Here is a 23,614-nt window from a genome sequence, read left to right on the forward strand (position 1 = left end):
TGTATGTAGATATCGCGCAGGTCGCCGTTGGACGAGGCGATGACGACGCCGTTCTTGCCGGCCGTCTTGGCCTTGGCGAGCAGCGCACGCCAGCCATCCAGCGTGTCGATACCGGTGGGTTTGCCGTCGGGCCCCAAGGCGCCGAGCTCCTTGAGCACATTCTTATTGTAGTAAAGCACCTCGCCATGCACGTCGAACGGAACGGCATAGCGGACCTTGTCGACCGTCGAAGCGCCGATTGCGTTCGGCGGATAGTCACTATCCTTCAGGCCGACAGATTCGAGTTCCTTCGGATCGATTGGCGAGACGGTCTTGGCGGTCACCGCGCCCGCTAGACGCGACAGGTGGTAGGTCGCGATGTCGGGTCCCTGACCGACGGCTGCCGATGTCTGCAGCTTGGTGTAATAGGGAACGCCCCATTCCAGGGTGGTCCCCTTGATCTCGATCTTGTCCTTGTGCTCTTCGTTGAAGCGCTGAATTAGCGCCTTCATACGTACGCCGTCGCCTCCCGACAGAAAGTCCCACCAGACGACATTTTCGACTGCGAATGCCGGAAAGGCAGTCATGACGGCTATCGCCGCGATCGATGCTTTCAATAGATTACGCATTTTCACTCCTCCAGGCTGATCGGTTTTCCTGCCGGGGCCACCGCGAACGGAAGGCCGTCATGTCTTGCGCCGCAGCCTAACTGGCTGCGTGGTATCCTTTGCCCATGCTGTCAAACAGCGCCGCCTTTGCACCTTCGGCGGCAAAGGCGATTTCCGCTCCATTGCGCACCGTTGTGACGGGCGCGTCGACGCCGATGATCCGCGTGCCATCGCTTAGTTCGGCATGGATGAGCGAGCGGTCGCCCATCTGTTCGACGGTGACGACCCGACCTTTCACCAGGCCGTCAGGAGCGACCGTCAAATTTTCCGGCCGGACGCCAAGCGTGAGGTTATCGGTGGGCAAGCCATCGAAGCAAATGGCAGTGTGCAGCCTTGTGCCGGCGGTCGTGACGGCAATCGCGCCGCCCGGAGCGTCCTCGATTCTGGCGACCGGCAAGAAATTCATTGGCGGCGAGCCGACAAATTGCGCGACGTAGCGCGTGCTTGGCCGGGAATAAATCTCCATGGGCGCGCCCACTTGCTCGACCCTTCCCTTGTTGAGAAGGACAATCCGGGTCGCAAGGGTCATTGCCTCGATCTGGTCATGGGTCACAAAAACCATCGTGGCGCCAAGACGTTCGTGTAACTGGGCCAGCTCGAAACGGGTGCGTGTGCGCAAGCCGGCATCCAGGTTCGATAAGGGTTCGTCGAAAAGAAAGATATCGGGTTCGCGCACAATAGCGCGACCGATCGCAACGCGCTGACGCTGGCCACCGGATAGCTGGGCCGGCTTTCGCTCGAGGAGATGTTCCATCTCCAGCATTTTGGCCGCAGCCGAAATCCGGGTTTCGATCTCGGCTTTCGGCGTGCCAATATTGACCAGCCCGAAGGCGAGGTTTTCCCGAACACTCATATGCGGATAGAGCGCGTAGGACTGGAACACCATGGATACGCCGCGCTGGCCCGGCGTCAGCTGATCGACGCGACGCCCACCGATCCAGATCTCGCCGCCGGAAATCGTCTCCAGCCCGGCGATCATCCGCAGGAGCGTGGATTTGCCGCAGCCGGAGGCGCCAAGGAAAACGATGAACTCGCCGCGCTCTATGGCGAGCGAGATGTCGTTGAGCACCTCCACCGCGCCAAAACTCTTGGAAACGCCGCGGATGCTCACGCCTGCAACTGTGTTGGCCACCTAAACCTCCTCCCGGTCATATGCGGCGATTGATTTTACTAGAGTCGCCTATCCGACCGCAGTCTCGATGACACAATCGAGCAAGGTCGCGGCGACCGGATCGGTGCCGGGAGCCTCACGCATCAGACCGAAGGTCGTTGCCACGATGCGACCGGCGCCAACCCTGCGTTCGGCGATCGTTGCGCAGGGCTTGTGGATCCAGCCTGCCATCGTGCCGGCATGAACCAGCCCGTCGAAATGGATCGGCCTGAATCCGGTAATGACGCGGTTGGGATTGACGCCGACAAAAGAGAGGTCGTTGAGCGGGCCGCCGGGCAGGCGATCGAATACGCCGGTGCGTTTCACCCAGCTAAAGCCGGTCACCCAATTGCCTTTCCAGATCGTGCCATTGCGCTCTGTTACGCGCATCTGAGGCATGGCCTGCCCTCGATCGCCTCCTGTCGGATAGTTCCAATTCGGTTGATCATTGCGCAGATTGCCAAAGGGTAGGGGTGCCGCGTCGGCGAGCGTCACGTAGCGGGCACCATGTTCCATGGCGTCGATATCAGCCTGGCTGAGCGCCGTTACCACCCGCACATCCGCTTTGTTTGCATTGACCAGCTGGTAGCCAAGACCCGCCAGATAGCGTTCGATTTCCGGCTCTGCCGAGAAGACGGATAGTGTTGGCTTAGCGCGGGCGGAGTAGACGCTGATATCGACGCTGTTGCGCGCGATCTCTTTGCCTGCGACCGCGAGTGAGAACTGGACGCTCGTCCGCTTTCCAGTCATGTCCGCTGCAAAGGACAATGCCAGCGCCGGCAGGCGATGCACCGTGGTCGCATCCTGCGCCGGGACTGCTATCTTACCGGCTGCGGCACCGTCGATGCTCCAGGTTAACTGCGCCGCGGGCAGCACCTTGCCGCCACTCGAGATTTCGAGCTCGACACTGGCAATACTGCCGGCCCAGACCGCATAGCGCTGCATGCGCGGCACGATGACCACGTCGCCATTAATCTCATGGAAGCGATTGTGATAGGCGCGCGGATTGCGCTCCATGTCCATCAGGCCGTTCGCCTCCCAGTGCAGGTCGGTGAGCTCGGTGATGACATAGCCCTGGATCGAGGCATGACGGCGCATCTCTTCGATTTCAAACTTCAGCGCATTGAACTGATGCCACTGAGTATCCTCGATAAAGGAGCCGAAGGACGGAAAGACCTTGTCGAACTGATAGGTGCGGAAGCGCTGCTCAACACCATGCGGATAGGTCGCGCCCTCGCTGTCCCATTCGAGACCGTTGATGAACCAGAACGGCTCCTCGCCATTCTGCTTCAGCTTTTCGGGATGCGGTAGCCCCCAGACACCGAATTCGGAGACAACGAGGGGCTCGCTGCCCCGCCGCGTCGCATCGCCGTTCGGCGAATAGGACCAGTCGGGCCGCTTGGCGAAGGCCGAAACCCAGTCGGCCCATTCGCGCGCCATTTCCGGCACCGAAGCATAGTAGTGGTAATCGTCGATGTCGGAGACGACATGGAAGTTCGGAACGCAGGCAGAGTTGTCGACCACCAGTCGCGTCGGATCTTTTCTCTTTAGCCAATGGTAGGCGTTGTGAAGCCACAAGCGCTGTTCGGTGCTTTCGACGAGACGCGTCCCCCAATCTTCGTTGATGATAGTCCAGATCACGATGGAGGGGTGGTTGCCGTCGCGGCGCAAGATACCTTCCATCGTATCGAGCAAACGCTGTGCCGACTTCTCGGTGAACGTCTGGATATTGGGGATTTCCGTCCAGACAAGCAGGCCAAAGCGATCGGCAACGTCATAGTAGCGCGGGTCGGGAACCTTGATATGGCAGCGCAGGAGATTGAGGCCGAGCTCTTTCGATTTGCGTGCCTGGTCCTCCAGAAACTCCAGCGACGGCGGCGTGTAGATATCTTCGGGATAGTAGTCCTGGTCGAGCGCACCGCGCATGTAGAACGGTTGGCCGTTCAGGAAGAATCTTCCGTCTCTCGCCTCGAAGGTTCGAAAGCCGAAATTCTCTGCGGCGACGTCAATGACGATTTCGCGCTGATGTAGTTCAACGACGGCACGATAAAGCGCGGGATCGTCAAGCGACCAGGCCTCGACCTCGGCAATATTCAGCTCGGCGGATGCGTGCGTCTCTGCATCAACTGCAAGCTCGGCGGACGCCGCTATCGTGCCGTTCCGGTCGAAAAGCGTCACGTGCATTGTGCCGGTGAAAGCCGCTGCCAGTTCGACGTCAACGGTCACATCTCCGGTCACGAGATCGGCGCGAATGCTCTGATGCGCGATATGCGCCTCGCAACGGCATTCAAGCCAGACAGACTGCCAGATGCCGCCCAACATGCCGTACCAGCTCTGCTTGCCATGCGGAATTTCATCAAAGGGAAAATCGGGGAAGGCTTGTGCGTCGGCGCTCGGTAACGTCACACGTACATCCAGGTGCAATTCTTGTCCGTGCATGTCGGCTGGAATGACGAATTCAAACGGCAAATAGCCGCCCTCATGCGACCCCAGCGGGCGACCATTGACGGATACTTCAGCGAAATAGTTCACGGCACCGAAATGCACGATGACCTGGCGATCGAGCCAGTCCCGCGGCACGGTGACCGGGCGGGAATAGGTTGCAACACCCGCCGCGGCACGCAGATCGGTGAGATGGACTTGCCAGGGCCCGGGGACAGGGATGGTTGCGCGCTCCCGCCCCTCCAGCTGAAAATCCCAAATCCCATCCAGTGACAGGCGCGAACGCGGCCCCGATTGGGTGTCGGTGAAACGGCGAGAGGCGATGGTCATGGGCCGCAAGCTTTCCAGTTGGATTTAGTCACAAAGTAAGTTACATATAGGTTTCGTAACTTAAAAAATTAACATCCGCAAGAGCCGCCGCTTCACATTGTCCGCCAGATTTTCTAACGTGCGTGCCAGCTGTCCAAGAAAGAAACCGAGTGAACGACAAAACGACGAAACGACCGACAATGTCCGACATCGCCGCAAAGGTCGGCGTTTCGCATGCCACGGTTTCACTGGTATTGAATGCGGCGCCCGGCAAGCGCGTATCGGAGGAGATGCGCACGCGCGTTCTCACCGTTGCCGAGGAGCTGGGCTATCGCAAGAGCACGCCGGCCAATGGCCCGATCGGCGGAATCATCGTGCTTCTGATCGACGATCTGATGGCCTCGCATCACGCCGCACCGCTGATCGAGGGCGTGCGTGAAGCCGCCGAAGGGAAGGGGCTTGCGGCACTCACCGTCGTAACTGGTGGACAGGTCGAATTCGCGGAATCCATTCTCGATTACCTGGGCAGGCGTCAGATCGTTGGGGTGATTTATGCCACCCTGATCACCCAGTTGGCCCCGATACTACCCGCAAAACTCGGAAACTATCCGACGGTGCTTTTGAACTGCCATCAACAGCGGGCTGAGTTTTCCTCCATCATCCCGGGCGATCTCGCCGGCGGCTTTGCCGCCACAGAAGCGCTGATCAAGGCAGGGCATCGCCGGATCGCAATGATCGATGCGGGCAAGGATAGGCTGGAGGCAGCCCGTGATCGGTTGAGCGGCTACCGTCAGGCGCTGACCACCTATGACATCGCCGTTGATCCCGAGCTGATCGCCTCTGGCGCCTGGTCGCTCGATCTCGGCCGGGAGAAGATGCTACATCTGCTCGACCTGCCGTCGCCGCCGACGGCAGTGTTTTGTTTTTCAGACCGCGTGGCGATGGGCGCCTATGATGCGATCAGACTGCGAGGTCTGAAAATCCCTGACGACATCTCCGTGGTTGGCTTCGACGACGACAGTCTTGCTCGAAAAATTCTGCCGCCGCTCACTACGCTAAAACTGCCGCACGAGGACATGGGGCAATGGGCAGTGGCTGAATTGCTGGAAAAGATCGCGCAACCCAAGAAGCCGCCGGTGCGGCTGAAGATGGAGTGCCGGTTGATCCGACGCGATTCCATCGCGCCGCCGCGCTGAAAAGATTGGAACAGCCGTCAGCCAAAACTCGAGCGCTGTGTCGGCCGGAATTCCGGCACCCATGAATTTCCTCTGATGTCGCAATGTTCACAACCGGGTCGCCGGAAAATGCGCCCGTCGATGCGTGAGCCAGCCGTGCCGATTTGTTCACCATCCCGATCGCGATCAGCTTTCGTCACGAAAATGAATCGATTGGCCAGAACCGATTCAGAACTCTCGTTGGACGATAAGGGATCCATTGGCGACTCTGATCGTCATGATCCGTCACCCCTACCATCTCTACACCGAACGAACCGAACCGGCGAAAAATACGGCCCGGTTCTATGCCTTGGAGATCTCTGAAACCTTGTTCGGCGAGGCCTGCCTGATAAGGCGCTGGGCGCATAGGCGCCTTGGACAATGTATGATCCATCACTTCGAGCGTGAGGATGAGGCCGTGAAGCTGTTTCTCGACATCACCCGGAAAAAGAAAGCGCGCGGCTATCGGCCGAAGCCCATCCTCTCGCTTCCGTAACGCTCTTGCGAGCTGGAAGTGGGAAGGGCACGAGCCTTTCGGAATGCGCACAAAAAAGACTGCCGAATTGAACCTACTCTGCCTGACAGGCTTCGTGGCCGGCCTGGTCCTTCAGACATAAGGCAGCCGTTGCCAGAAACCGGGTCACCGCCGGCCTCGTTGGCTCTCCAGCGGTCGCTATCGCCGTCTGCAGCCTCACGTCGAAATGTTCGATGCGTCGGAAAACCAGCTGAGAATGTGTGTTTCTGGTGAGCGATTCCGGCACAAAGGCGACGCCAAGACCGGACGCAGCCTGATCAAGCATTGCGTGCCAGCTGTTCTTCTCCTCGCGCAATTGCGGTTGGAAGCCGGCTTTTCCGCAAGCGGCCAGGATCGAATGATACATGAAAGCCCCTGTTGATTCAGCGCAGACGATCAGCCGCTCCGACATGAGGTCGCCCAATCTAAGAGCAGGCTTTTCCGCCAGCGCATGGTCGGCCGGAAGGGCCGCAACGATCGGCTCCTCACCCGCCGCCCGCATTACCAACTGCGCACCATGCAAGGGCGGATGAAGAAATGCGACATCGATCGACCCGGCAGCCAGCGCGACGGCCTGATCATTGGTCGGCAGATTTCGAAGGGTGACGTCCACGCCGGGATAAAGTGCCTTATAGCGGCGGATAATGGTTGTCATCTGACCGGCCTGGGGCAGCTCGCAATAGCCGACGGCCAAGGCACCGGCATCGCCGCGCGCAGCATCCTGCGCTTCCTGCACCGCACGATTAACATGACTCAAGGCTGCCCCCAGCTCGCGCGCCAGGATCATGCCGGCCTCTGTTAGAACGACCTTGTGCGGCGACCGTCGCAGCAGGGTACATCCGATCGTCTGTTCCAGTTTCTTGATCTGATGCGACAGGGCGGGCTGGGTCAGATGAAGCCGCGCTGCGGCCTTACTGAAATGCAGCTCTTCGACCAGGACACAGAAGCTTTCGGCATATTTGAGCATGTCTGATGATAAATTTTATCTATCGCAAAACGCAACAAAATAAATTTCCCATTGAAACGCGGCCATCCTAGTCTCCGCGCACAGGAACATTCGAAGCGTTCCTGTTCGTGCTCCGGGATCTGGCGGGGCGGTACATATAGCCGCCACGAAGGCGGCAGCGGAGGGGAGATTTATGTCGAACAGAATCAAGGTTCTGCCGTCACTGGCGATTTCGTTGATGACGGTGGGACTTTTGCCGTGCCTGTCACTGGCCGACGAGAACCGCGCCGAGCTGATGAAGGCGCACCGCGGAGGAACCGTGCGCCTAGTCTCCAAGTCGGCCGGCGGTACAATCGATCCGCAGATCAACTACGCTCCCCAATATTGGAACTATTTTCCGGGTCTCTATGATGGCCTCGTCTCCTTTCGAAAGGCCGGGGGCGTCGACAGTCTCGTTGTGGTTGCCGATCTTGCTGAGGCGATGCCTGTCATTGAGAATGATGGCAAGACTTATGTCTTCAAGCTGCGCAAGGGCATCAAATTCTCGAACGGCAAGGAGTTGACGACCGACGATGTCGTGGCCTCGTTCCAACGCATTTTCAAGGTGTCGAGCCCGACGTCGGGAACCTGGTACAACGGCATTGTCGGCGCCGACGCCTGTCTTGCAAAGCCGGCCGACTGCACGCTCGATGGCGGCGTTGTTGCTGACAAGTCGAACTCGACCGTCACGATCAATCTGACGGCGCCAGACGCCGAATTCCTTGACAAACTGTCGATGCCGCATGCTTCGATCCTGCCGAAGGAAACCGCCCCGCAGGATACCGGGGTCGAGCCCATACCCGGGACCGGTCCCTATGCGATTGAGAGCTATGATCCGAACAAGGCACTCGTCTGGGCACGCAATCCTCATTTCAAGGAATGGAGCGCCGAGGCGCAGCCGGATGGCTATGTCGACCGGTTCGAGCTCGATTTCGGCCTGACCGAAGATGCCCAGGTCAATGCTGTCATCAATGGCCAGGCAGACAGCATGTTCGATCAGCCGCCAACCACGCGTTTGGCTGAACTTGGCACGAAATATCCAAACCAGGTTCACCTCGATCCACAGCTTGCCTTCTGGTACCTGCCCCTCAATGTCAATCTGCCGCCGTTTGACAACGTGAAGGCTCGCCAGGCTCTGTCCTATGCGGTCGACCTGAAGGCCATGGTGAATTTCTTCGGCGGCCGCAACCTCGCGACGCCCACCTGTCAGGTTCTTCCGCCCGGGCTTGAGGGCTATAACTCATTCTGCCTCTACACCAAGTCACCCGGAGCGGCATGGTCGGCACCGGATCTGGAGAAGGCAAAGCAGCTCGTTGGCGAGTCCGGTACCGCAGGGCAATCGGTCACCATCGTCATTGATGACGGCGAAATCTCGCGCAACATCGGCTCATACCTGCAGAGCGTTCTGAACAAGATCGGCTACACCGCCAGCGTCAAATCGATATCGGCCAATATTCACTTCGGCTACATTCAAAACTCCAACAACAAGGTCCAGCTGTCGGTGACGCAATGGTACGGGGATTACCCCGCAGCCAGCGATTTCCTGAACGTGCTGCTTGGGTGCGGTTCGTTCCGCAAGGGGTCAGATTCCTCGCCGAATATATCGGGCTTCTGCAACCGGACCCTCCAGGACCAGATGCAGAAGGCCATGGCGCTCGGGATCACGGATCAGGCGGGAGCGGCCAAGCTTTGGGCTGCGATCGATCAAGACGCGATGAAATATGCGCCCCTGATCCCCCTGTTCAATCCAAAGCAGGTGACGCTGGTCTCCAAGCGCATCGGCAACTTCAAATATTCCACGGCCACCAATGCCTGGGCCTATACCCTGGCCTGGGTGCACTAGGGCTATGATGGAGCCGGGCATGCTAAGTTCTAATCCCCAACAGCTGGATCCTCCCGGACCGATGGCGCCGATTGAGAGTGCCACCTCTCAATCGGCGCGGGTGAATATGGCCGAGCATAGTGAACAGCTAGGCGAGCCGGCGCCTGGTCCCTGGAGGCAGGCATTAACCAAGCTTTGGCGCGATCGATCGGCGATGATGGCGGCGCTCCTGCTCTTCGCCATCATCGTGGCGTCGCTGCTCGCACCGGTCTACGCCGAGCGCATTGCCGGCGTCGACCCCTTCAATTCCAGCCTTGAAGCGGAAGTCATTCTGGATGGCCAGAGCGTGCCGGTGCTCGCGCCCTCGACCGAAGGGCTCGGGATCGGCGTCGTACCGATCGGCCCGACATGGCGGTTGAATGCCTATTTCCTCGGCGCTGACGAGCAGGGACGGGACGTGATGGCGAGGCTGCTTTACGGCGGGCGTGCCACCTTGTTCATCGGCAGCCTATCGACGGCGATCACCCTGATTCTGGCCGCAATCCTTGGCATCTGCGCTGGTTTCTTCGGTGGCTGGATTGATCAGCTGCTGTCGCGCGTCCTCGACATCCTCTGGGCTTTCCCGATCTACCTTCTCGCGATTTGCCTTTCGATCGTTCTGCTTACAGCGCATATCGAGATCGGGCCGCTGACCATCGATTCCGGCAGTCTCTTGATCCCGATCGGCATCATCGGCATCATTTACGTACCTTACGTCGCGCGACCGATCAGAGGGCAGGTTCTGGCACTGCGCAGAAGCGAGTTCGTCATGGCCGCCATCGGCCTTGGTGTGCCGCCATTGCGGATCCTGATCAGGGACATCCTGCCCAATGTCGTCACTACGCTCATCGTCTTCGTGCCGCTGATGATGGCACTGAATATCGCCACGGAAACGGCATTGTCGTTCCTTTCCCTTGGTGTCCAGCCACCCGGCGCCAGTTGGGGCACGATCATTCGAGACGGCCAGAGCCTGCTTTACAGCCGGCCATGGGTGTCGACGGCTCCAGGCCTCGTCATCATCGTCACCATCGTCGCGCTCAATATTCTCGGCGACGGCGTGCGCGATGCCTTTGATCCCCGCGCCAAGCTAAGACCGTGAGACGCCTATGTTGATTGTTCTCTTTCAACGCCTCGTGCAGATGTTGTTCGTGATGTTCGGCATCAGCGTGCTCGTCTTCCTGATCTTCTTTGCAACGCCGGGCTCCGATCCGGCCGCCCGTATTGCCGGCAAGAATGCCGCGCCGGAAACGCTGGTTGCGGTGCGTCATGATTTCGGCCTCGATCAACCGCTACCGGTCCAATACGTGGTCATGATGAAGAAGCTCTTCGTCACGCAGGATCTCGTTTCCTTCGTCAATCGCGGGTTGAAGGTGGTACCGGCCATTATCGAAGCCACGCCCGTGACCCTCTCGCTCGTCTTCGGTGCAGCGTTCTTCTGGGTGGTCGGCGGTCTTGCCGTCGGCATTGTCGCGGCAGCCTGTCGTCATAGCATCGTCGATCGGCTCTTGATGATCCTGTCACTGACGGGTGTCGCTATCCCCGTCTTCTGGCTAGGTGAGATGACGAATCTTCTCTCGCAGAACAGATTGCACGATACGATCCTGTTCTCCTGGGTGCCGCCTCTTGGCTATGTTCCATTGCACGAGGACCCGATCGGCTGGTTTAAGGCGTTGCTACTGCCTTGGCTGACTTTGGCATTGGGATTCATCGGGATCTATGGTCGCGTACTGCGCGCCAATATCGTCGAAATCTATCAGGAAGACTTTATCCGCACGGCTCGGGCAAAGGGTTTGTCGGAAACGCGCGTCCTGTTGCGCCACGCCTTACGCATGTCACTTGTGCCTTTCGTCACCATGTTCGGGCTTGATTTCGGCGCCCTGGTCGGCGGCGGCGCGCTGATGACCGAGGTCCTCTTTGGGCTGAATGGCGTCGGCAAATTGACCTATGATTCCCTGCAGAGCCTGGATCTTCCGGTCATCATGGCGAGCGTCATGTACGCGTCGTTTTTCGTGGTGCTGGCCAATGCAATCGTCGACATGGCCTATGTCGTGCTCGACCCTCGCATGAGGAGCCATTGATATGACAACACCACTTCTCGAGGTACGCGGTCTTTCGGTCTCCTTCGCCGGCCGCAACGGTATGATCGGCGTCATCGACAACCTGTCCTTCCAGGTGAACGAGGACGAAACCCTATGCATCGTCGGCGAGTCCGGCTCGGGCAAGTCGGTCGCCCTTTTGAGCATGCTCGGACTGCTCGATCCGTTTTCCTCCAAGGTGGAAGGTTCCGCCGTGTTCAAGGGGCAGGACATTCTGCGCGCCTCGCAAAAGACCCTGCAGGACATTCGTGGACGCCAGATCGCCCTCATCTCCCAGGACCCGATGACGGCAATGACGCCGGTCCATACTATTGGCTGGCAGATTGTCGAACAGATACGTGCCCATGCCGGGATATCGAGCCGGGCCGCTTGGAACCGCGCCGTCGAGCTGCTGGGCGAGGTCGGCATCGCCAATCCGCGCATGGCGGCTGAGTGCTATCCACACCAGCTGTCTGGTGGCATGCGGCAGCGCGCCGTCATCGCCATGGCGCTTTCGTGCAACCCATCCCTTTTGGTTGCCGACGAACCGACGACAGCGCTTGACGTGACCGTCCAGGCGCAGGTTCTCGATCTGCTTCGGCGCCTGAGGCGTGACTTCGGGTCGTCGATCGTCCTCATCACGCACGACATGGGTGTGGTTGCCGAAATGGCCGATCGCGTTCTCGTGATGTATTCGGGTCGCATCGTCGAACAGGGTCCATGCGATGCGATCTTCGACGATGCCTGGCACCCCTACACCTGGGGTCTGCTCGATTCCATACCGCCGTTGGACGGTCCACGTCCGGAGCGGCTCATCTCCATACCTGGCTCGCCACCGCAGCCCGACAGACGCCCGCCAGGCTGTGTCTTCGGCCCGCGTTGCCGCGCACGGTTGCCCGCCTGCTCAGACTTGCCACCACGGCAGATCGCCCATGGGCGCGAAGCACTGTGCTTTGTCGATTCAGCCGGCCGGCCGGCGGCGAGATTACGGATTTCCAGCAATATGGACCAGCCAGCATGACGGCAACATATGCCTCTTCATCGTTCCAGGAAGCTGCACCGCTTCTCAGCGTCGACCGTCTTTCCAAGACCTTTGTCGTCGGCAGGACCTTCATTCCCGGTAGCGGACAACCCATTCACGCGGTGGACGCCGTTTCCTTTGACGTCTTTCCGGGAGAAACGATGGGCCTGGTCGGAGAATCCGGTTGCGGCAAGTCGACCCTCGGCCGCTGCCTGGTCCGCCTTTACGAAGTAAGCTCGGGCCGGGTCCTGCTTGAAGGAACCGATATCGCGCCACTATCGACGCGGCAATTACGCCCCTATCGGCAACATATGCAGATGATTTTCCAGGACCCGGCGGCGTCCCTCAACCCGCGCCGGCGTGTCGGCGATCTGCTGGCTGAGCCCTTGCGGGTGCACAAGGTTGCCGATCGAGCCGGGATCGCTGAGCGATTGCGGGAGCTGATGGACATTGTCAGCCTGCCCGCCTCGTTTCTCGATCGCTATCCGCACGAATTTTCAGGCGGCCAGCGCCAGCGCATCGGCATCGCGCGGGCTCTTGCTCTCGAGCCGAAGCTGATTATTGCCGACGAACCCGTCTCCGCGCTCGACGTCTCGGTGCAAGCGCAGATCGTCAACCTCTTTGCCGATCTGCGCAAACGGCTGCAGTTGACCATCCTTTTCATCGCCCATGATCTGAGCGTCGTGCGCCAGGTGTCGGATCGCACGGCAGTGATGTATCTCGGTTCGATCGTGGAGATCGGCCCGACCGATATTCTGTTTCACAGACCCGCCCATCCCTACACCCAGGCTTTGTTGTCGGCCATCCCCGTTCCGCGCATCGGAGGCGCAAGGAAACGCGAGCGCATCCTGCTGAAGGGCGAGATACCGAGCCCCGCCAACCCACCGTCCGGCTGCAGGTTCCACCCGCGCTGTCCGGCAGTGCAGGCGCGTTGCCGGACCGAACGCCCGGCGCTGACAACGCTGGTCGATGACCGGCAGGTCGCCTGCCACTTTCCCTTTCGTTCATAGGTGAGGCCTCGGCTCGCCAGTCCCAAATCCAACCATTGTTAGGCATCATGACCGCAACGCTCACCTTCTCCTTCTCTCCCCTCTCGCCGTCCGACCTCGCAAAGCAGCCCGAGGCGACCGTAGTCGCCTTCGTCGGCGAAGATTTGAAGGTTGGTGCGGGCACGGCGGAGCTGCTTGCCGGTCTGGATTGGCAGTTGTTTGCGCGTGCCGCTTCCGATTCCGGCTTTCGCGGCAAGACCGACGACACTATGACCCTGTTTGCAGGCCATCGCCGCATTGTCTTCGTAGGCATGGGAACTGGTCGTGCCGCTCCCATCGATCTCGGTGGCCGCGCCGCGACCGCTGCAGGCTATGCCGCGAAGATCGCAATTGCGGCGGATCTTCCGGGAAGTGTCGACCTTTCCCCGCAAGCAACCGCAGAATTGGCCCTCGGCTTTCGCCTTGCGAGCTATCGCTTCAACACCTACCGGACCCGCAAACCCGAACCGCAGCTGCCCGCCGAGCGGCATGTCTCAGTGCTGACCTCATCGCCGGAAGAGGCTCAAATCGCTCATGCGCGCGAGACTGCGATTGCCGAAGGCGTCGAGCTCGCCCGCTCGCTCATCAATGAGCCGGCTAATGTTCTTACGCCTTCGGAATTTGCGCGGCGTCTGCAAATTCTCGATGGCGCCGGCGTTGAGGTCCAAATCCTCGGAGAGGCCGAACTTGAACACATGGGCTTCCGCGCCCTTCTCGGTGTTGGGCAGGGGTCAAGTGAGGAAAGCCATGTGGCCATCCTTCGTTGGCAAGGCGCCGGCGACCCCGATGCCCCGCCGCTTGGCTTTATCGGCAAGGGTGTCTGCTTCGACAGCGGCGGCATCTCGATCAAATCCGCAAACGACATGGCCGAAATGAAGGGGGACATGGCAGGTGCCGCCTGCGTCACGGGCCTGATGCTGGGGCTTGCCCGCCGCAAGGCTCCCGTCAATGCCGTCGGCGCTATTGGCCTTGTGGAGAACATGCCCGGGGGCAAGGCGCAACGCCCGGGGGACATTGTTCGCTCGCTGTCCGGCCAGACCATCGAGATTATCGACACCGACTATGAGGGCCGCCTGGTTCTCGCCGATTTGCTGTGGCATGTGCAGTCGACATTCCAGCCCCGTTTCATGATCGATCTGGCAACACTTACTCACGATATCGTCACAGGCATCGGCCGCGAGCGCGCTGGCATGTTTTCCAACAACGACGAGCTCGCCGCGTCCTTAGAAAATGCCTCCTCTGCGACCGGCGAACTCGTCTGGCGCATGCCGATGGGACCGAATTTCGACGAGGAAATGGATTCGAAGATTGCCGACGTTCGCAATATCGACTCTCCATCCGGCGGCGCCTGCACGGCGGCGAACTTTATTCAGCGTTTCGTCAATAGCGTACCCTGGGTTCACCTCGACATTGCCGGCCCGGCCTATGACCTGCCAAAGAGCGCCATTAGCCCGAGTTGGGGTACGGGCTGGGGCGTGCGGCTTCTCGACCGCCTGACGCGCGACCTTGAACCTCAACATCGGGTTCGATGACGAAGTCTTGAACCTCCAGATTTCGAACCTTTGCGCGGAAGGGCAGGAACGTCGTCCTTCCGCGCATGGGGAGCGCGCGGCGATCCGAACCGACCCGGAATATTCCAAGGAAAGGACATAATATGTTTGATTCCAGCAGACATATGCGCGGCCCAACCAAGCATACCCGGGCCGCATACTCCAAGTCGTCTCATCGGCGCCTCAGCAATGGCATGGCTCACCTTGGCGCTTGGTTCCTTAGTAGCGCCCTGGCGGTGAGCACACCTCTTTCGAGCCTTTGGGCCGCAAGCGGTGGCGACAAGGCCCCGAAAAGCACGGCCGGGACGTTCGACAAGGTCAACGATATCCCGCCGCGGCTGCAATGGACGGCAAATTTCGGTTATTGCGGTGAGGTCTCGTTCATAAGCGCCGGCCTCTACTATGGCCAATATGTCTCCCAATATGATGCGCGCTCGATCGCAAGCAAGAAGTCCGATCAGTCCAAGGAAGGCAGCCAGCTTCTGCTTGGCGTAAACGACGCCTATGCCGCATCGCAAATGCATTTGAATGCCGTTCAATGGAAAAGCACCTCGACGGTGGACCCGAAGAATTTCCTGGCCTGGGTGAAGGAAAACGTCGCGTCGGGCTATCCGGTCATCATCAGCGTCTTTGAAAATCGCCACTCCTTCGATGGATCTAACGACGAAAATGCGGGAGATGCCGAATACGACCATATCGTGCAGGTTACCGGCATCTCATCGAAGCATCCCTTGAGCAAGCCTTCGGTCTATGACGCCGATGATGTCATGACCCTTAGCGACAACGGCCTTTGGTCTCCGACAGGCCAGCCCGCCTATGTCTATCACTATACTTCCGGGGCTTTCCTGGCGAACCGCAAGGAGGCGAATTCGGAAACCCATCTCATCTATTCTCTGCCGCGTGAAGGCAGGAATTACGGCGTGGTGATCACCGGGATCATCGACCACGACGGCAAGACGTTGCCGGTTCGTCTCTCCACTGATCGAAAGTTCGAGAAGCCGGCGATGCGCGAGGGATCGAATACGCGACCGCAAGCCGAGGATCTGACATTAGCGGTCACCGTTTCGGGGCTGAGGCCGGGGCTCTCGTACAAGCTCTATCGCTATAATAGCTTCCAAGCGGTCCCCGACTCGGGTTTCAACGCCAACGCCGCCAAAGCGGATAAGATATGGGCGATTAATATCCAGGCGGGATCAACCTACATCGTGAAGGAAAAGATCCGCTCCGACGAAATTGCGGTCTATCGCGCCGTCCCGGATACCGCCCCTTAGTCTGGGCGGTATCGCAGTCCATGTACCATTCGCTTCGTCCGATAATTGGCGAAATCGCCTTCGCGCGCCCTTATCTAGGGGAGACCATCTGAGCGTTGCGGCTTGCCCAGCTCTTGAGCCGCAAGCCGTTCAGCCGGATGAAGCCCTGGGCATCGTGATGGTCATAGGCGCCGGAACCTTCCTCGAAGGTCACGAGGTCCGACGAGTACAGGGAACAGGGCGACGTCCGGGCGACGACGCTGACAGCGCCCTTATAGAGCCGGAGCGTCACCTCGCCGCTGACATAGGCTTGGCTCTGGTCGATCAGGGCCTGCAGCATCTCCCGCTCCGGAGAAAACCAGAAGCCATTATAGATCAGTGCGGCGTAGCGCGGCATGATCTCGTCCTTCAAATGTGCGGCAGCACGGTCAAGCGTGATGGACTCGACGCCGCGATGAGCAGCAAGCAGGATGGTGCCGCCCGGCGTCTCGTAGATCCCGCGCGACTTCATCCCGACGAACCGGTTCTCGACCAGATCGACCCGTCCGATCCCGTGCCTACCGCCCAATCTGTTGAGTTCGCTCAGAAGCGCTGCAGGTGTCAGGGCGGTGCCGTTCAAGGAAACAGCATCGCCTCTCTCAAAACCGACGATGATGGTTTCCGGCTCGTTTGGCGCGTGCAGCGGGTCGACGGTCCGCTGATAGACATAGGAAGGAGCAGTTTCAGAGGGATCCTCCAGCACCTTTCCTTCCGTCGAGGTATGGAGAAGGTTCGCGTCGGTCGAGAAGGGAGCTTCTCCGCGCTTATCTTTGGGGATGGCGATCCGATGTTTTTCGGCATAGCCGATCAATTGGGTGCGCGATTGAATATCCCACACCCGCCAGGGCGCAATGATCTCGATCGATGGATCAAGGGCGTTGGCCGCGAGTTCGAAGCGGACCTGATCATTTCCTTTGCCGGTGGCGCCATGGGCAATGGCATCCGCGCCAACCTCTCTTGCTATGCTGACGAGATGTTTGGCGATCAGTGGGCGGGCAATGGAGGAACCGAGCAGATATTGGCCTTCGTAGAGCGCATTGGCCCGGAACATGGGAAAGACGAAATCCCGCACGAATTCTTCACGGACGTCGACGATGCGGATGTCTTTGACGCCGAGTGTCTCGGCCTTTTCGCGGGCAGGTTCCAGTTCCTCGTCCTGGCCGAGATCGGCTGTGAAGGTTACGACCTCGCATCGATAGGTCTCCTGCAGCCACTTGAGAATGATAGATGTGTCGAGGCCGCCGGAATAGGACAGCACAACTTTCCCGATCTTTTTCGTCATCGCCTTCGTCTCCATATTGATCAAGTGAAACGATAGGCCAACCGGCGCGCAATGAGCTTGCAAAGAGTTCATGAATGGGAGAGAATTTGGCAGATTATGCCAGTATGAGGAAATATAGAGATATATTATGTCAATGACTTTGGACGAGATTGACCGGCGCATTCTCAAAGTGCTTCAGCGCGACGGACGCATTTCCAATGTCGATCTGGCAAGCGAGGTCGGATTGTCGCCGTCACCGTGCCTGCGACGGGTGCGATTGCTGGAAGATGCGGGCATCATCGATCGTTATGTCGCAGTCCTCGATCCTGCCAAGGTGGGGGCGGGCCTCACGGTTTTTGCCCGCGTCTGGTTCAAGACGCAGGATGCTGAGGTGACGCTGCAGTTTGCCGAGGCCATCAGACGTTTGCCTGAGGTCATGGAGTGCTACCTGACGACAGGGGAGTGCGATGCGATCCTGCGTATCGTCACGGCCGACCTCCATAGCTACTGGCGATTCCAGGCGGATCACCTGACCCGCATTCCGAGCGTGCTGAACGTCAAGACCGACGTGCCGATGGAAACGCTGAAGCGCAGCTTCGAGCTACCCCTGGCATCCTGACGCTTGTCGCGTCTCGGATTTGGCGAACCCGCCAGCCGTCCGGATCAGGTGAAACTTCGAGCTCTACCAGGCACCCATGAGCGCATTGCCAAGGAGAGGTATTGTCTTGTTGTTTCCGTGCTGGTCGCGGACGGCGATTGACGATTGCATTTGCTTGGGAGATTTGCGGAACCAGTTGGTGGCAACGGTGGCAAGATCACCGATCATCGGACGCTTGCGCCAATCGGCAAATCGCCGGCTCATCGCCTCAGGTTCGGGACGATAGAAGAAGTCGCCTGATTTTTCGAGACCATTGATTGACGAAGCCATCGACGAGAGCGGGCGCTGGAACATTTTCGAGGGCAGCTGCAGATCCCCAGCATTTTCGTGAAATGCCGGAGCCATGAAGTCGAGCACCCAGCCGTCGGCTTCGATCCAGCAGTGGAAGTTTTCTCCGGCGCCGGACACGTATCCGTCCTCGCGATGATCAGCGAAAAGAATGTGCTTTCCTTCAAGATTGTAGGCGGCGAGGCCGCCTTTGGGTTTCGCCTTCAGCTTAAAGTGGTGTTCGAGGATGAAGGCGCCGAATGTGCTGAAATACATGGACGCCGCATCAGATCCGGCATTCTCGTTGATCAGCAGGCTGTTGATGACCTTATAGATCCGGTGATAGTCGCTTTGCTTGATTAGCATGTTGGTCCGATCCCAAACCTGTCATTTTTGCAGCGTTCCGTAAGGGATGGCATTGTCCGTGTAAACAACGGATCTCATCGTGATACCATCAGTTCCGCGAATCGCGCTCACAGAACAATGACGGTTTAACCGGGGTTGCGCATGCAGAGGGATAGTATCTCTTGAGAGTAATTTCCCGTGTGCGATGGAGCAGGGTAGCGTCGACCCGAAGACTCAGCTATTCACCTTTTGCAGGGGAGATACGCGATTCTAGGCATTCTTCAGGCAAGGCTGATCGATTAGTTAAGCAACTTTAAACGTCAAAGGATCATGATGTCTGAACATTCGCGCTCGCTGGAGTCGACAAGGCATTGCGTAGCGGACCGAAAGCCGAAAGGGACCATTATTTACATAGTGGTTGCAGCCGTTGCGATTGTTACCGGGGTTACCTCCGCGCGCCATGACAGCCCGGCACCGGCGAAAGCGCAGATCGTGAAGCTGCTTCAGTAGAGGCGGATGCGCTCGAGCTGGCCGTATGGCCAAAGCCCGAGCTTCCTGCACTTGCCGCAGAACTTCACGTTTTTGTGAACCTTAAGCGAGTTTGTAGCGCCTAGCCGGCACTGAACGCGACAGGTTTGGCATCAGCGCTTGGCGAGCTTTCTCATAGGCCTGAAGCAATCCGGCATCCTCAAGCGCCGGGATGGTGGCAAACTCACCGTCGGCGAGGCCTGCCAGCGAAGCATCGACCATGCTTTCCGCCGACATCACGATCTCTCCTGGCAAGAGTTCGACCGGCGTGCCGGCAATACCCCAGAACTCTGTTGCGGTCGCTCCCGGCAGCACCACCTGAATCCGGATATTCTTGTCGGCAAGCTCGTGCTTTAGCGACTGGCTGAAGGCAAGGACAAAAGCCTTCGTTCCTCCGTAGACGCCATTTAAGAGCTCCGGTGCAATAGCCACGATCGAGGCGATGTTGACGATGGTCCCGTGCCCGCGGGCAACGAAGCCCGGTACGGCGGCATAGGTGAGCCGCATCACAGCCGTCACGTTGAGATCGATCATATCCTGCATCTTGTCGGCGTCGGATGCGATGAGTGGCGCGGTGCCGCCAAAGCCCGCATTGTTGACCAGGATGGTAATACTCTGGTCTTCTCTCAGCACCTTCTCGACCCTGGCAAGATCATCCTTGCTGCCCAGATCGGCGGAAAGAGTTTCGACGGTACGGCCGGTTTCATCGGTGAGCCGGCTCGCCAGAGCCCTCAGCCGCTCGCCGTTGCGGGCCACCAGTATTAGGTCATAGCCCTCATTTGCCAGCCGGTGTGCGTAGATCGCACCTATGCCCGACGATGCGCCCGTCACCACCGCCGTACCTTTATGTTCCTGTGCCATGGTCGCTTCTCCAATTTACGCGCTGGCCCGATGCCTTGCGCTTGGAGAGGGTTTTACACCTGCTTGCCGATGGCCTGAATGTCGAATATACAACCTTTTAGGACATATTGCTTTCAAAGGGGTCGACACGATGCAGCAAGTCGCGTTCCTGCTCTTTCCGGGCTTCCAGATCATGAGTCTTGCAGCGGTCTCGGCCTTTGAGTTTGCCAATCTCGAGCTCAACGAGAAAGTCTACGACATTCACTTCCTCTCGGAGACAGGCGGGCCGATCACCAACTCGCTCGGGATAATCATCGATACGGAGGTAATTGACACGCCCGATTTCGACACGCTGATCGTCGCAGGGGCAGTTGATATCAAACTGCCAACCAAAGGGGAGGCGGATTTCATCCGCGCAGCTCTTCAGGCAACACGTCGTCTCGCCTCGATCTGCACAGGCGCCTTCCTTCTGGCTGAAGCCGGCATTCTCGACGGACGGCGCGCTACAACACATTGGTATCTCGCCCGCGAGCTTCGCAACCGCTATCCGCGGATCAAAACCGAGGAAGATCGCATATACATTATCGACGGTCCCGTCTGGACATCAGCGGGTATGACGGCCGGTGTCGACCTGGCGTTGGCGATGGTCGAAAAGGATCATGGGCAAGAGATCGCCCGTGCCGTTGCCCGCAAACTCGTCGTCTATCACCGGCGGGCCGGAGGGCAGTCGCAGTTTTCTACATTGCTGGAACTAGAGCCGAAATCCGATCGCATCCAGAGCGCGCTTGATCATGCCCGCAGCAATCTCAAATCGACGTTGTCGGTGGAGGAGCTCGCGGATGTAGCGCATCTCAGTCCGCGCCAGTTCAGCCGCGCATTCAGAGCCGAGACGGGCCAATCGCCGGCCAAAGCGGTTGAGAACCTGCGCCTGGAGGCCGCGCGCCTGATGATGGAGCAGGGTCGCCATCCAATCGATGTCGTCGCGCGGGAAACCGGTTTTGCTGATCGCGAACGCATGCGCCGCGCCTTCGTGCGCGCCTTCGGTCAGCCACCGCAAGCTATTCGCCGTTTGGCGCAGCTGGAGGAACGGGCGTGATGAATCCATCAACGCGTAACCCCTCACTCCGATCTTGGAACACAGTTGCAGGCTATCCAGCTTGCCAAGCAAACCGGTTTGCCCTTGCCGGATACGGCCTGGGGGGCATAGACATGACCACTGTGGCCGCCAAACTCGCATGCAATCCGCCGGTCGAAGTCTTGCAACTCCTCATCGGCTGGCCGAAATTGCAATAGAAGCTGCGGGGCTCCTTAGCACTCCGTTCCCTCTTGTTACTGCTGCACTCCCCCTTGATTGAGCTGATGACCCAGAAACACACGCGACGCGCTTCGTCCCACCCTTGGATCGATACTGTCTGGCAGACCGTTTGCCTCGAAGACGGGGTCTACAAGGCGACGCCCGATGGGGCGTGGGATCTGATCCTCGGCGTTTCGCCGGATGATGACGCGGTTGTCTTTCTCACCGGACAGGCAACCGAGCCAGTTGACGTGCCCTATCTCGCTGGCGAGCACTCGGTGGTGATTTCCTTCGCGGCGCATGTCTACCTCGCTACCGAGAATAAAGTGCGGACCGGCGCGGAAATCCGTTGGCTTTCGGTCACCGGCGAGCGCTTTGAGCTCGACGGGACAGATCTACCGCTGCCGACCTTTGAGGACGCTGAGGACCTGGTTGACCAGATGATTCGGGCGGGGCTGTTAAAATCGGATGATCTGGTCGCGAGGGCATTTTCGGACAGTCCCAAGGCCGCATCCCAGCGCTCGGTTCAGCAGCATTTCAAGCGCACCACCGGCATCACCCATAAGGATTTTCAAATGATCCGGCGCGCGCAGGAAGCGGTGCGGCGACTGAAACGGGGCGAGGCGCCGGCTGGAGTGGCCGCCGAACTCGGCTATACCGACCAGTCGCACATGATCAAATCCATCAAAACGATCATGGGTCACCTGCCGTCGAACCTTGAGCTGGTCCACAAGCTTTAAGCGCCGGTCGGAGGCCGACGACGCTTTTTTGCTCGATATTGCCGACGCCATCAGCCCGTTAGAAGCGAGGCGAACTCGCGCAGGTCGCGGGCGAAAAACTCCGGATCCTCCCATGCCGCGAAGTGCCCGGCCTTTTCCATATCGTGGAACTGGATCACTTTGCCCCCAGTCTGGCGATCGGCCCATTCAAGCGGTAGGCGTACGCCACCCGGGATCGGCACTTCTGTCGCCACAGCAGCCGGAACGCCGGTATTCGCGCCCTTGACAGTCGGCGGCTGCATCGCGTTGGCGGCATAGATCCGGAAGGATGAAGCCGCCGTCTCGGTCAGCCAGTAGATCATGATATTGGTGAGCAGCTCGTCATGGCCGAACCGCTGGTCTGCTTCGTCGCCAAGGCCCATGCCGGCCATGAAGCTCATGATCCACGCCGCAAGGCCGACCGGCGAGTCGTTCATGGCGAAAGCCAGACTTTGCGGCTTGGTCGCATGCACCAGGTTAAAGGCGCCATGGGTGAAGAACCACTGCTGGATCGCGCCGGCATAGGCCCGCTCCGGCCCGGTCAGCACCGAGAAGTCGGTAGTATAGTCGGGATAGCCAACGTCGGTCACGTGGTAGCCGAGCAGCACCTCGGGATGACGCTGGGCCAGCGACATCGCGATGATCGAGCCGCTGTCGCCACCAGCCGCGACGAATTTTCCGTAGCCCAAGGTTTCGATCATGAAACGGGCGAAGAGGTCGGCGACCTGGTCCATCGGCAGAGCCGTCCGACCCGAAAAGCCGGTGCCGGGAATGGAGGGGACGACGACATGGAAGTCTTTCGATAGCGCCTCGATCACACGGTGGTAGCGGTAGAACGAGTCCGGCCAACCATGGAGGAGGAGAAGCGGAACTGCATTCGGGTTCGTCGAGGGGCGGTGGACGAAGTGCAGATCGATGTTGTCGACCTCGACCTTGAAATTGCCAAGCGCATTGAGGTCTTTCTCGGCCTTCCGCCAGTCGTACTTGCTGATCCAGTAGTCGGTGAGCCGCTTGAGGTAGTCCAGGCTCGTGCCCATGGCCCAGCCGGCCTCAGCCGGCTGATCGGGCCAGCGGGTGTGTTGAAGCCGATACTTGAGGTCTGCGAGCTGCGACTCAGGAATGGCAATTTCGAAAGCTTGAGGGCTGGTCATAGTGGCGGTCTCCTGTGAATGGGCTGCGTTTCCGGGAATGCTCGACAGAAGAGCTGAGCCGGCGAGGGCCTTGGAAAAATCTCGACGGTTCATCTCTCGTCTCCGTGCTTGCCTGATGGGATCAGAGTATGAGGAGGGGCCGCGAGGCGATTGTAGAAAAACGAAAATGACGGCCCGACATCGGACGTCACTTACGGGTTTGATTGGTGCCTTGTCGCGGGGAAGTCCGTCCGGTTGGAGTTGAGTGCTTAGGGCGTTACCGGGCTCCGTGGGCATTTCTGCCAAAATACCAATCCAAACGAATTTAAAGTTGTTTGGATTGAAGCGGTTAGCGCGGATGGACCTAAAGCTTTCGAGGGTTGGTCAATTTCGTTCCAGAGGTAATCACCGGTATGCCGCATTTCGAGTGCGGTGCATTCGACCACTC

General features: G+C 59.1%; 20 protein-coding genes. 12 read left to right on the forward strand and 8 right to left on the reverse strand.

All coding sequences use genetic code 11. The features are described 5' to 3' along the window. From QD461_RS27310 to QD461_RS27320, 3 genes are all read right to left on the reverse strand, one after another. On the reverse strand, nucleotides 1-608 hold a 608-nt coding region (locus tag QD461_RS27310; protein WP_414090385.1), incomplete at its 3' end, for an extracellular solute-binding protein. 76 nt (nucleotides 609-684) lie between these two features. After that, the gene (locus QD461_RS27315) at nucleotides 685-1,779 is read right to left on the reverse strand and encodes an ABC transporter ATP-binding protein (protein WP_414090386.1); all 1,095 of its coding nucleotides are present in this window, start codon (nucleotides 1,777-1,779) and stop codon (nucleotides 685-687) included. Nucleotides 1,780-1,827: 48 nt separating this feature from the next. Next, entirely contained in the window at nucleotides 1,828-4,569 is a 2,742-nt protein-coding gene (locus QD461_RS27320) for a glycoside hydrolase family 2 protein (protein ID WP_414090387.1), read from the reverse strand. 179 nt (nucleotides 4,570-4,748) lie between these two features. Here QD461_RS27320 and QD461_RS27325 point away from each other — a divergent pair, with 179 nt between their 5' ends. Both QD461_RS27325 and QD461_RS27330 read left to right on the forward strand, forming a co-directional pair. Then, nucleotides 4,749-5,744, forward strand: a complete 996-nt coding sequence (locus QD461_RS27325; protein WP_414090388.1) for a LacI family DNA-binding transcriptional regulator — start codon at nucleotides 4,749-4,751, stop codon at nucleotides 5,742-5,744. A gap of 238 nt (nucleotides 5,745-5,982) precedes the next feature. Next, on the forward strand, nucleotides 5,983-6,258 hold the full coding sequence (locus tag QD461_RS27330; protein WP_414090389.1) for a WGR domain-containing protein: 276 nt from the start codon (nucleotides 5,983-5,985) through the stop codon (nucleotides 6,256-6,258). Between the two features lie 73 nt (nucleotides 6,259-6,331). On the opposite strand, the gene QD461_RS27335 is transcribed toward QD461_RS27330, so the two are convergent. After that, nucleotides 6,332-7,243: a LysR family transcriptional regulator gene (locus QD461_RS27335; RefSeq protein ID WP_414090390.1), complete on the reverse strand. Its 912-nt coding sequence runs from the start codon at nucleotides 7,241-7,243 to the stop codon at nucleotides 6,332-6,334. Between the two features lie 172 nt (nucleotides 7,244-7,415). On the opposite strand from QD461_RS27335, the gene QD461_RS27340 reads away from it, so the two are divergent. From QD461_RS27340 to QD461_RS27370, 7 genes are all read left to right on the forward strand, one after another. Further along, nucleotides 7,416-9,104: an ABC transporter substrate-binding protein gene (locus QD461_RS27340; RefSeq protein WP_414090391.1), complete on the forward strand. Its 1,689-nt coding sequence runs from the start codon at nucleotides 7,416-7,418 to the stop codon at nucleotides 9,102-9,104. A 19-nt stretch (nucleotides 9,105-9,123) separates the two neighbouring features. Next, complete coding sequence (locus tag QD461_RS27345) at nucleotides 9,124-10,221, forward strand: ABC transporter permease (protein WP_414090392.1); 1,098 nt, start codon at nucleotides 9,124-9,126, stop codon at nucleotides 10,219-10,221. A 7-nt stretch (nucleotides 10,222-10,228) separates the two neighbouring features. Further along, nucleotides 10,229-11,200: an ABC transporter permease gene (locus QD461_RS27350; RefSeq protein ID WP_414090393.1), complete on the forward strand. Its 972-nt coding sequence runs from the start codon at nucleotides 10,229-10,231 to the stop codon at nucleotides 11,198-11,200. Nucleotide 11,201: 1 nt separating this feature from the next. Next, nucleotides 11,202-12,218, forward strand: a complete 1,017-nt coding sequence (locus QD461_RS27355) for an ABC transporter ATP-binding protein (protein ID WP_414090394.1) — start codon at nucleotides 11,202-11,204, stop codon at nucleotides 12,216-12,218. Next, entirely contained in the window at nucleotides 12,215-13,228 is a 1,014-nt protein-coding gene (locus QD461_RS27360) for an ABC transporter ATP-binding protein (protein ID WP_414090395.1), read from the forward strand. The genes QD461_RS27355 and QD461_RS27360 overlap by 4 nt, the downstream gene beginning before the upstream one ends. Nucleotides 13,229-13,275: 47 nt before the next feature. Further along, on the forward strand, nucleotides 13,276-14,778 hold the full coding sequence (locus tag QD461_RS27365; protein WP_414090396.1) for a leucyl aminopeptidase: 1,503 nt from the start codon (nucleotides 13,276-13,278) through the stop codon (nucleotides 14,776-14,778). 254 nt (nucleotides 14,779-15,032) lie between these two features. Beyond that, nucleotides 15,033-16,067, forward strand: coding sequence for a C39 family peptidase (locus QD461_RS27370; protein ID WP_414090397.1), 1,035 nt, complete (start codon nucleotides 15,033-15,035; stop codon nucleotides 16,065-16,067). A 70-nt stretch (nucleotides 16,068-16,137) separates the two neighbouring features. Here QD461_RS27370 and QD461_RS27375 read toward each other — a convergent pair whose 3' ends face one another. Then, complete coding sequence (locus tag QD461_RS27375) at nucleotides 16,138-17,367, reverse strand: argininosuccinate synthase (RefSeq protein WP_414090398.1); 1,230 nt, start codon at nucleotides 17,365-17,367, stop codon at nucleotides 16,138-16,140. 127 nt (nucleotides 17,368-17,494) lie between these two features. Between QD461_RS27375 and QD461_RS27380 the strand changes: the two genes are divergently transcribed. Further along, the gene (locus QD461_RS27380) at nucleotides 17,495-17,965 is read left to right on the forward strand and encodes an Lrp/AsnC family transcriptional regulator (protein ID WP_414090399.1); all 471 of its coding nucleotides are present in this window, start codon (nucleotides 17,495-17,497) and stop codon (nucleotides 17,963-17,965) included. Nucleotides 17,966-18,028: 63 nt separating this feature from the next. Here the strand turns inward: QD461_RS27380 and QD461_RS27385 are convergent, their stop codons facing one another. Both QD461_RS27385 and QD461_RS27390 read right to left on the reverse strand, forming a co-directional pair. Further along, nucleotides 18,029-18,637: a DUF2026 family protein gene (locus tag QD461_RS27385; protein ID WP_414090400.1), complete on the reverse strand. Its 609-nt coding sequence runs from the start codon at nucleotides 18,635-18,637 to the stop codon at nucleotides 18,029-18,031. A gap of 570 nt (nucleotides 18,638-19,207) precedes the next feature. After that, the gene (locus QD461_RS27390) at nucleotides 19,208-20,005 is read right to left on the reverse strand and encodes an SDR family NAD(P)-dependent oxidoreductase (RefSeq protein WP_414090401.1); all 798 of its coding nucleotides are present in this window, start codon (nucleotides 20,003-20,005) and stop codon (nucleotides 19,208-19,210) included. A gap of 130 nt (nucleotides 20,006-20,135) precedes the next feature. On the opposite strand from QD461_RS27390, the gene QD461_RS27395 reads away from it, so the two are divergent. Next, nucleotides 20,136-21,080: a GlxA family transcriptional regulator gene (locus QD461_RS27395; RefSeq protein WP_414090402.1), complete on the forward strand. Its 945-nt coding sequence runs from the start codon at nucleotides 20,136-20,138 to the stop codon at nucleotides 21,078-21,080. A 251-nt stretch (nucleotides 21,081-21,331) separates the two neighbouring features. Next, nucleotides 21,332-22,018 (forward strand): helix-turn-helix domain-containing protein, encoded by a 687-nt coding sequence (locus QD461_RS27400; protein ID WP_414090403.1) that lies wholly within the window; start codon nucleotides 21,332-21,334, stop codon nucleotides 22,016-22,018. Between the two features lie 50 nt (nucleotides 22,019-22,068). On the opposite strand, the gene QD461_RS27405 is transcribed toward QD461_RS27400, so the two are convergent. Beyond that, entirely contained in the window at nucleotides 22,069-23,187 is a 1,119-nt protein-coding gene (locus tag QD461_RS27405; protein ID WP_414090404.1) for an epoxide hydrolase family protein, read from the reverse strand. Nucleotides 23,188-23,614: the final 427 nt, after the last annotated feature.

Origin of the sequence: Rhizobium sp. BR 314, assembly GCF_047445805.1 — a bacterium.
GTDB lineage: Bacteria > Pseudomonadota > Alphaproteobacteria > Rhizobiales > Rhizobiaceae > Rhizobium > Rhizobium lusitanum_B.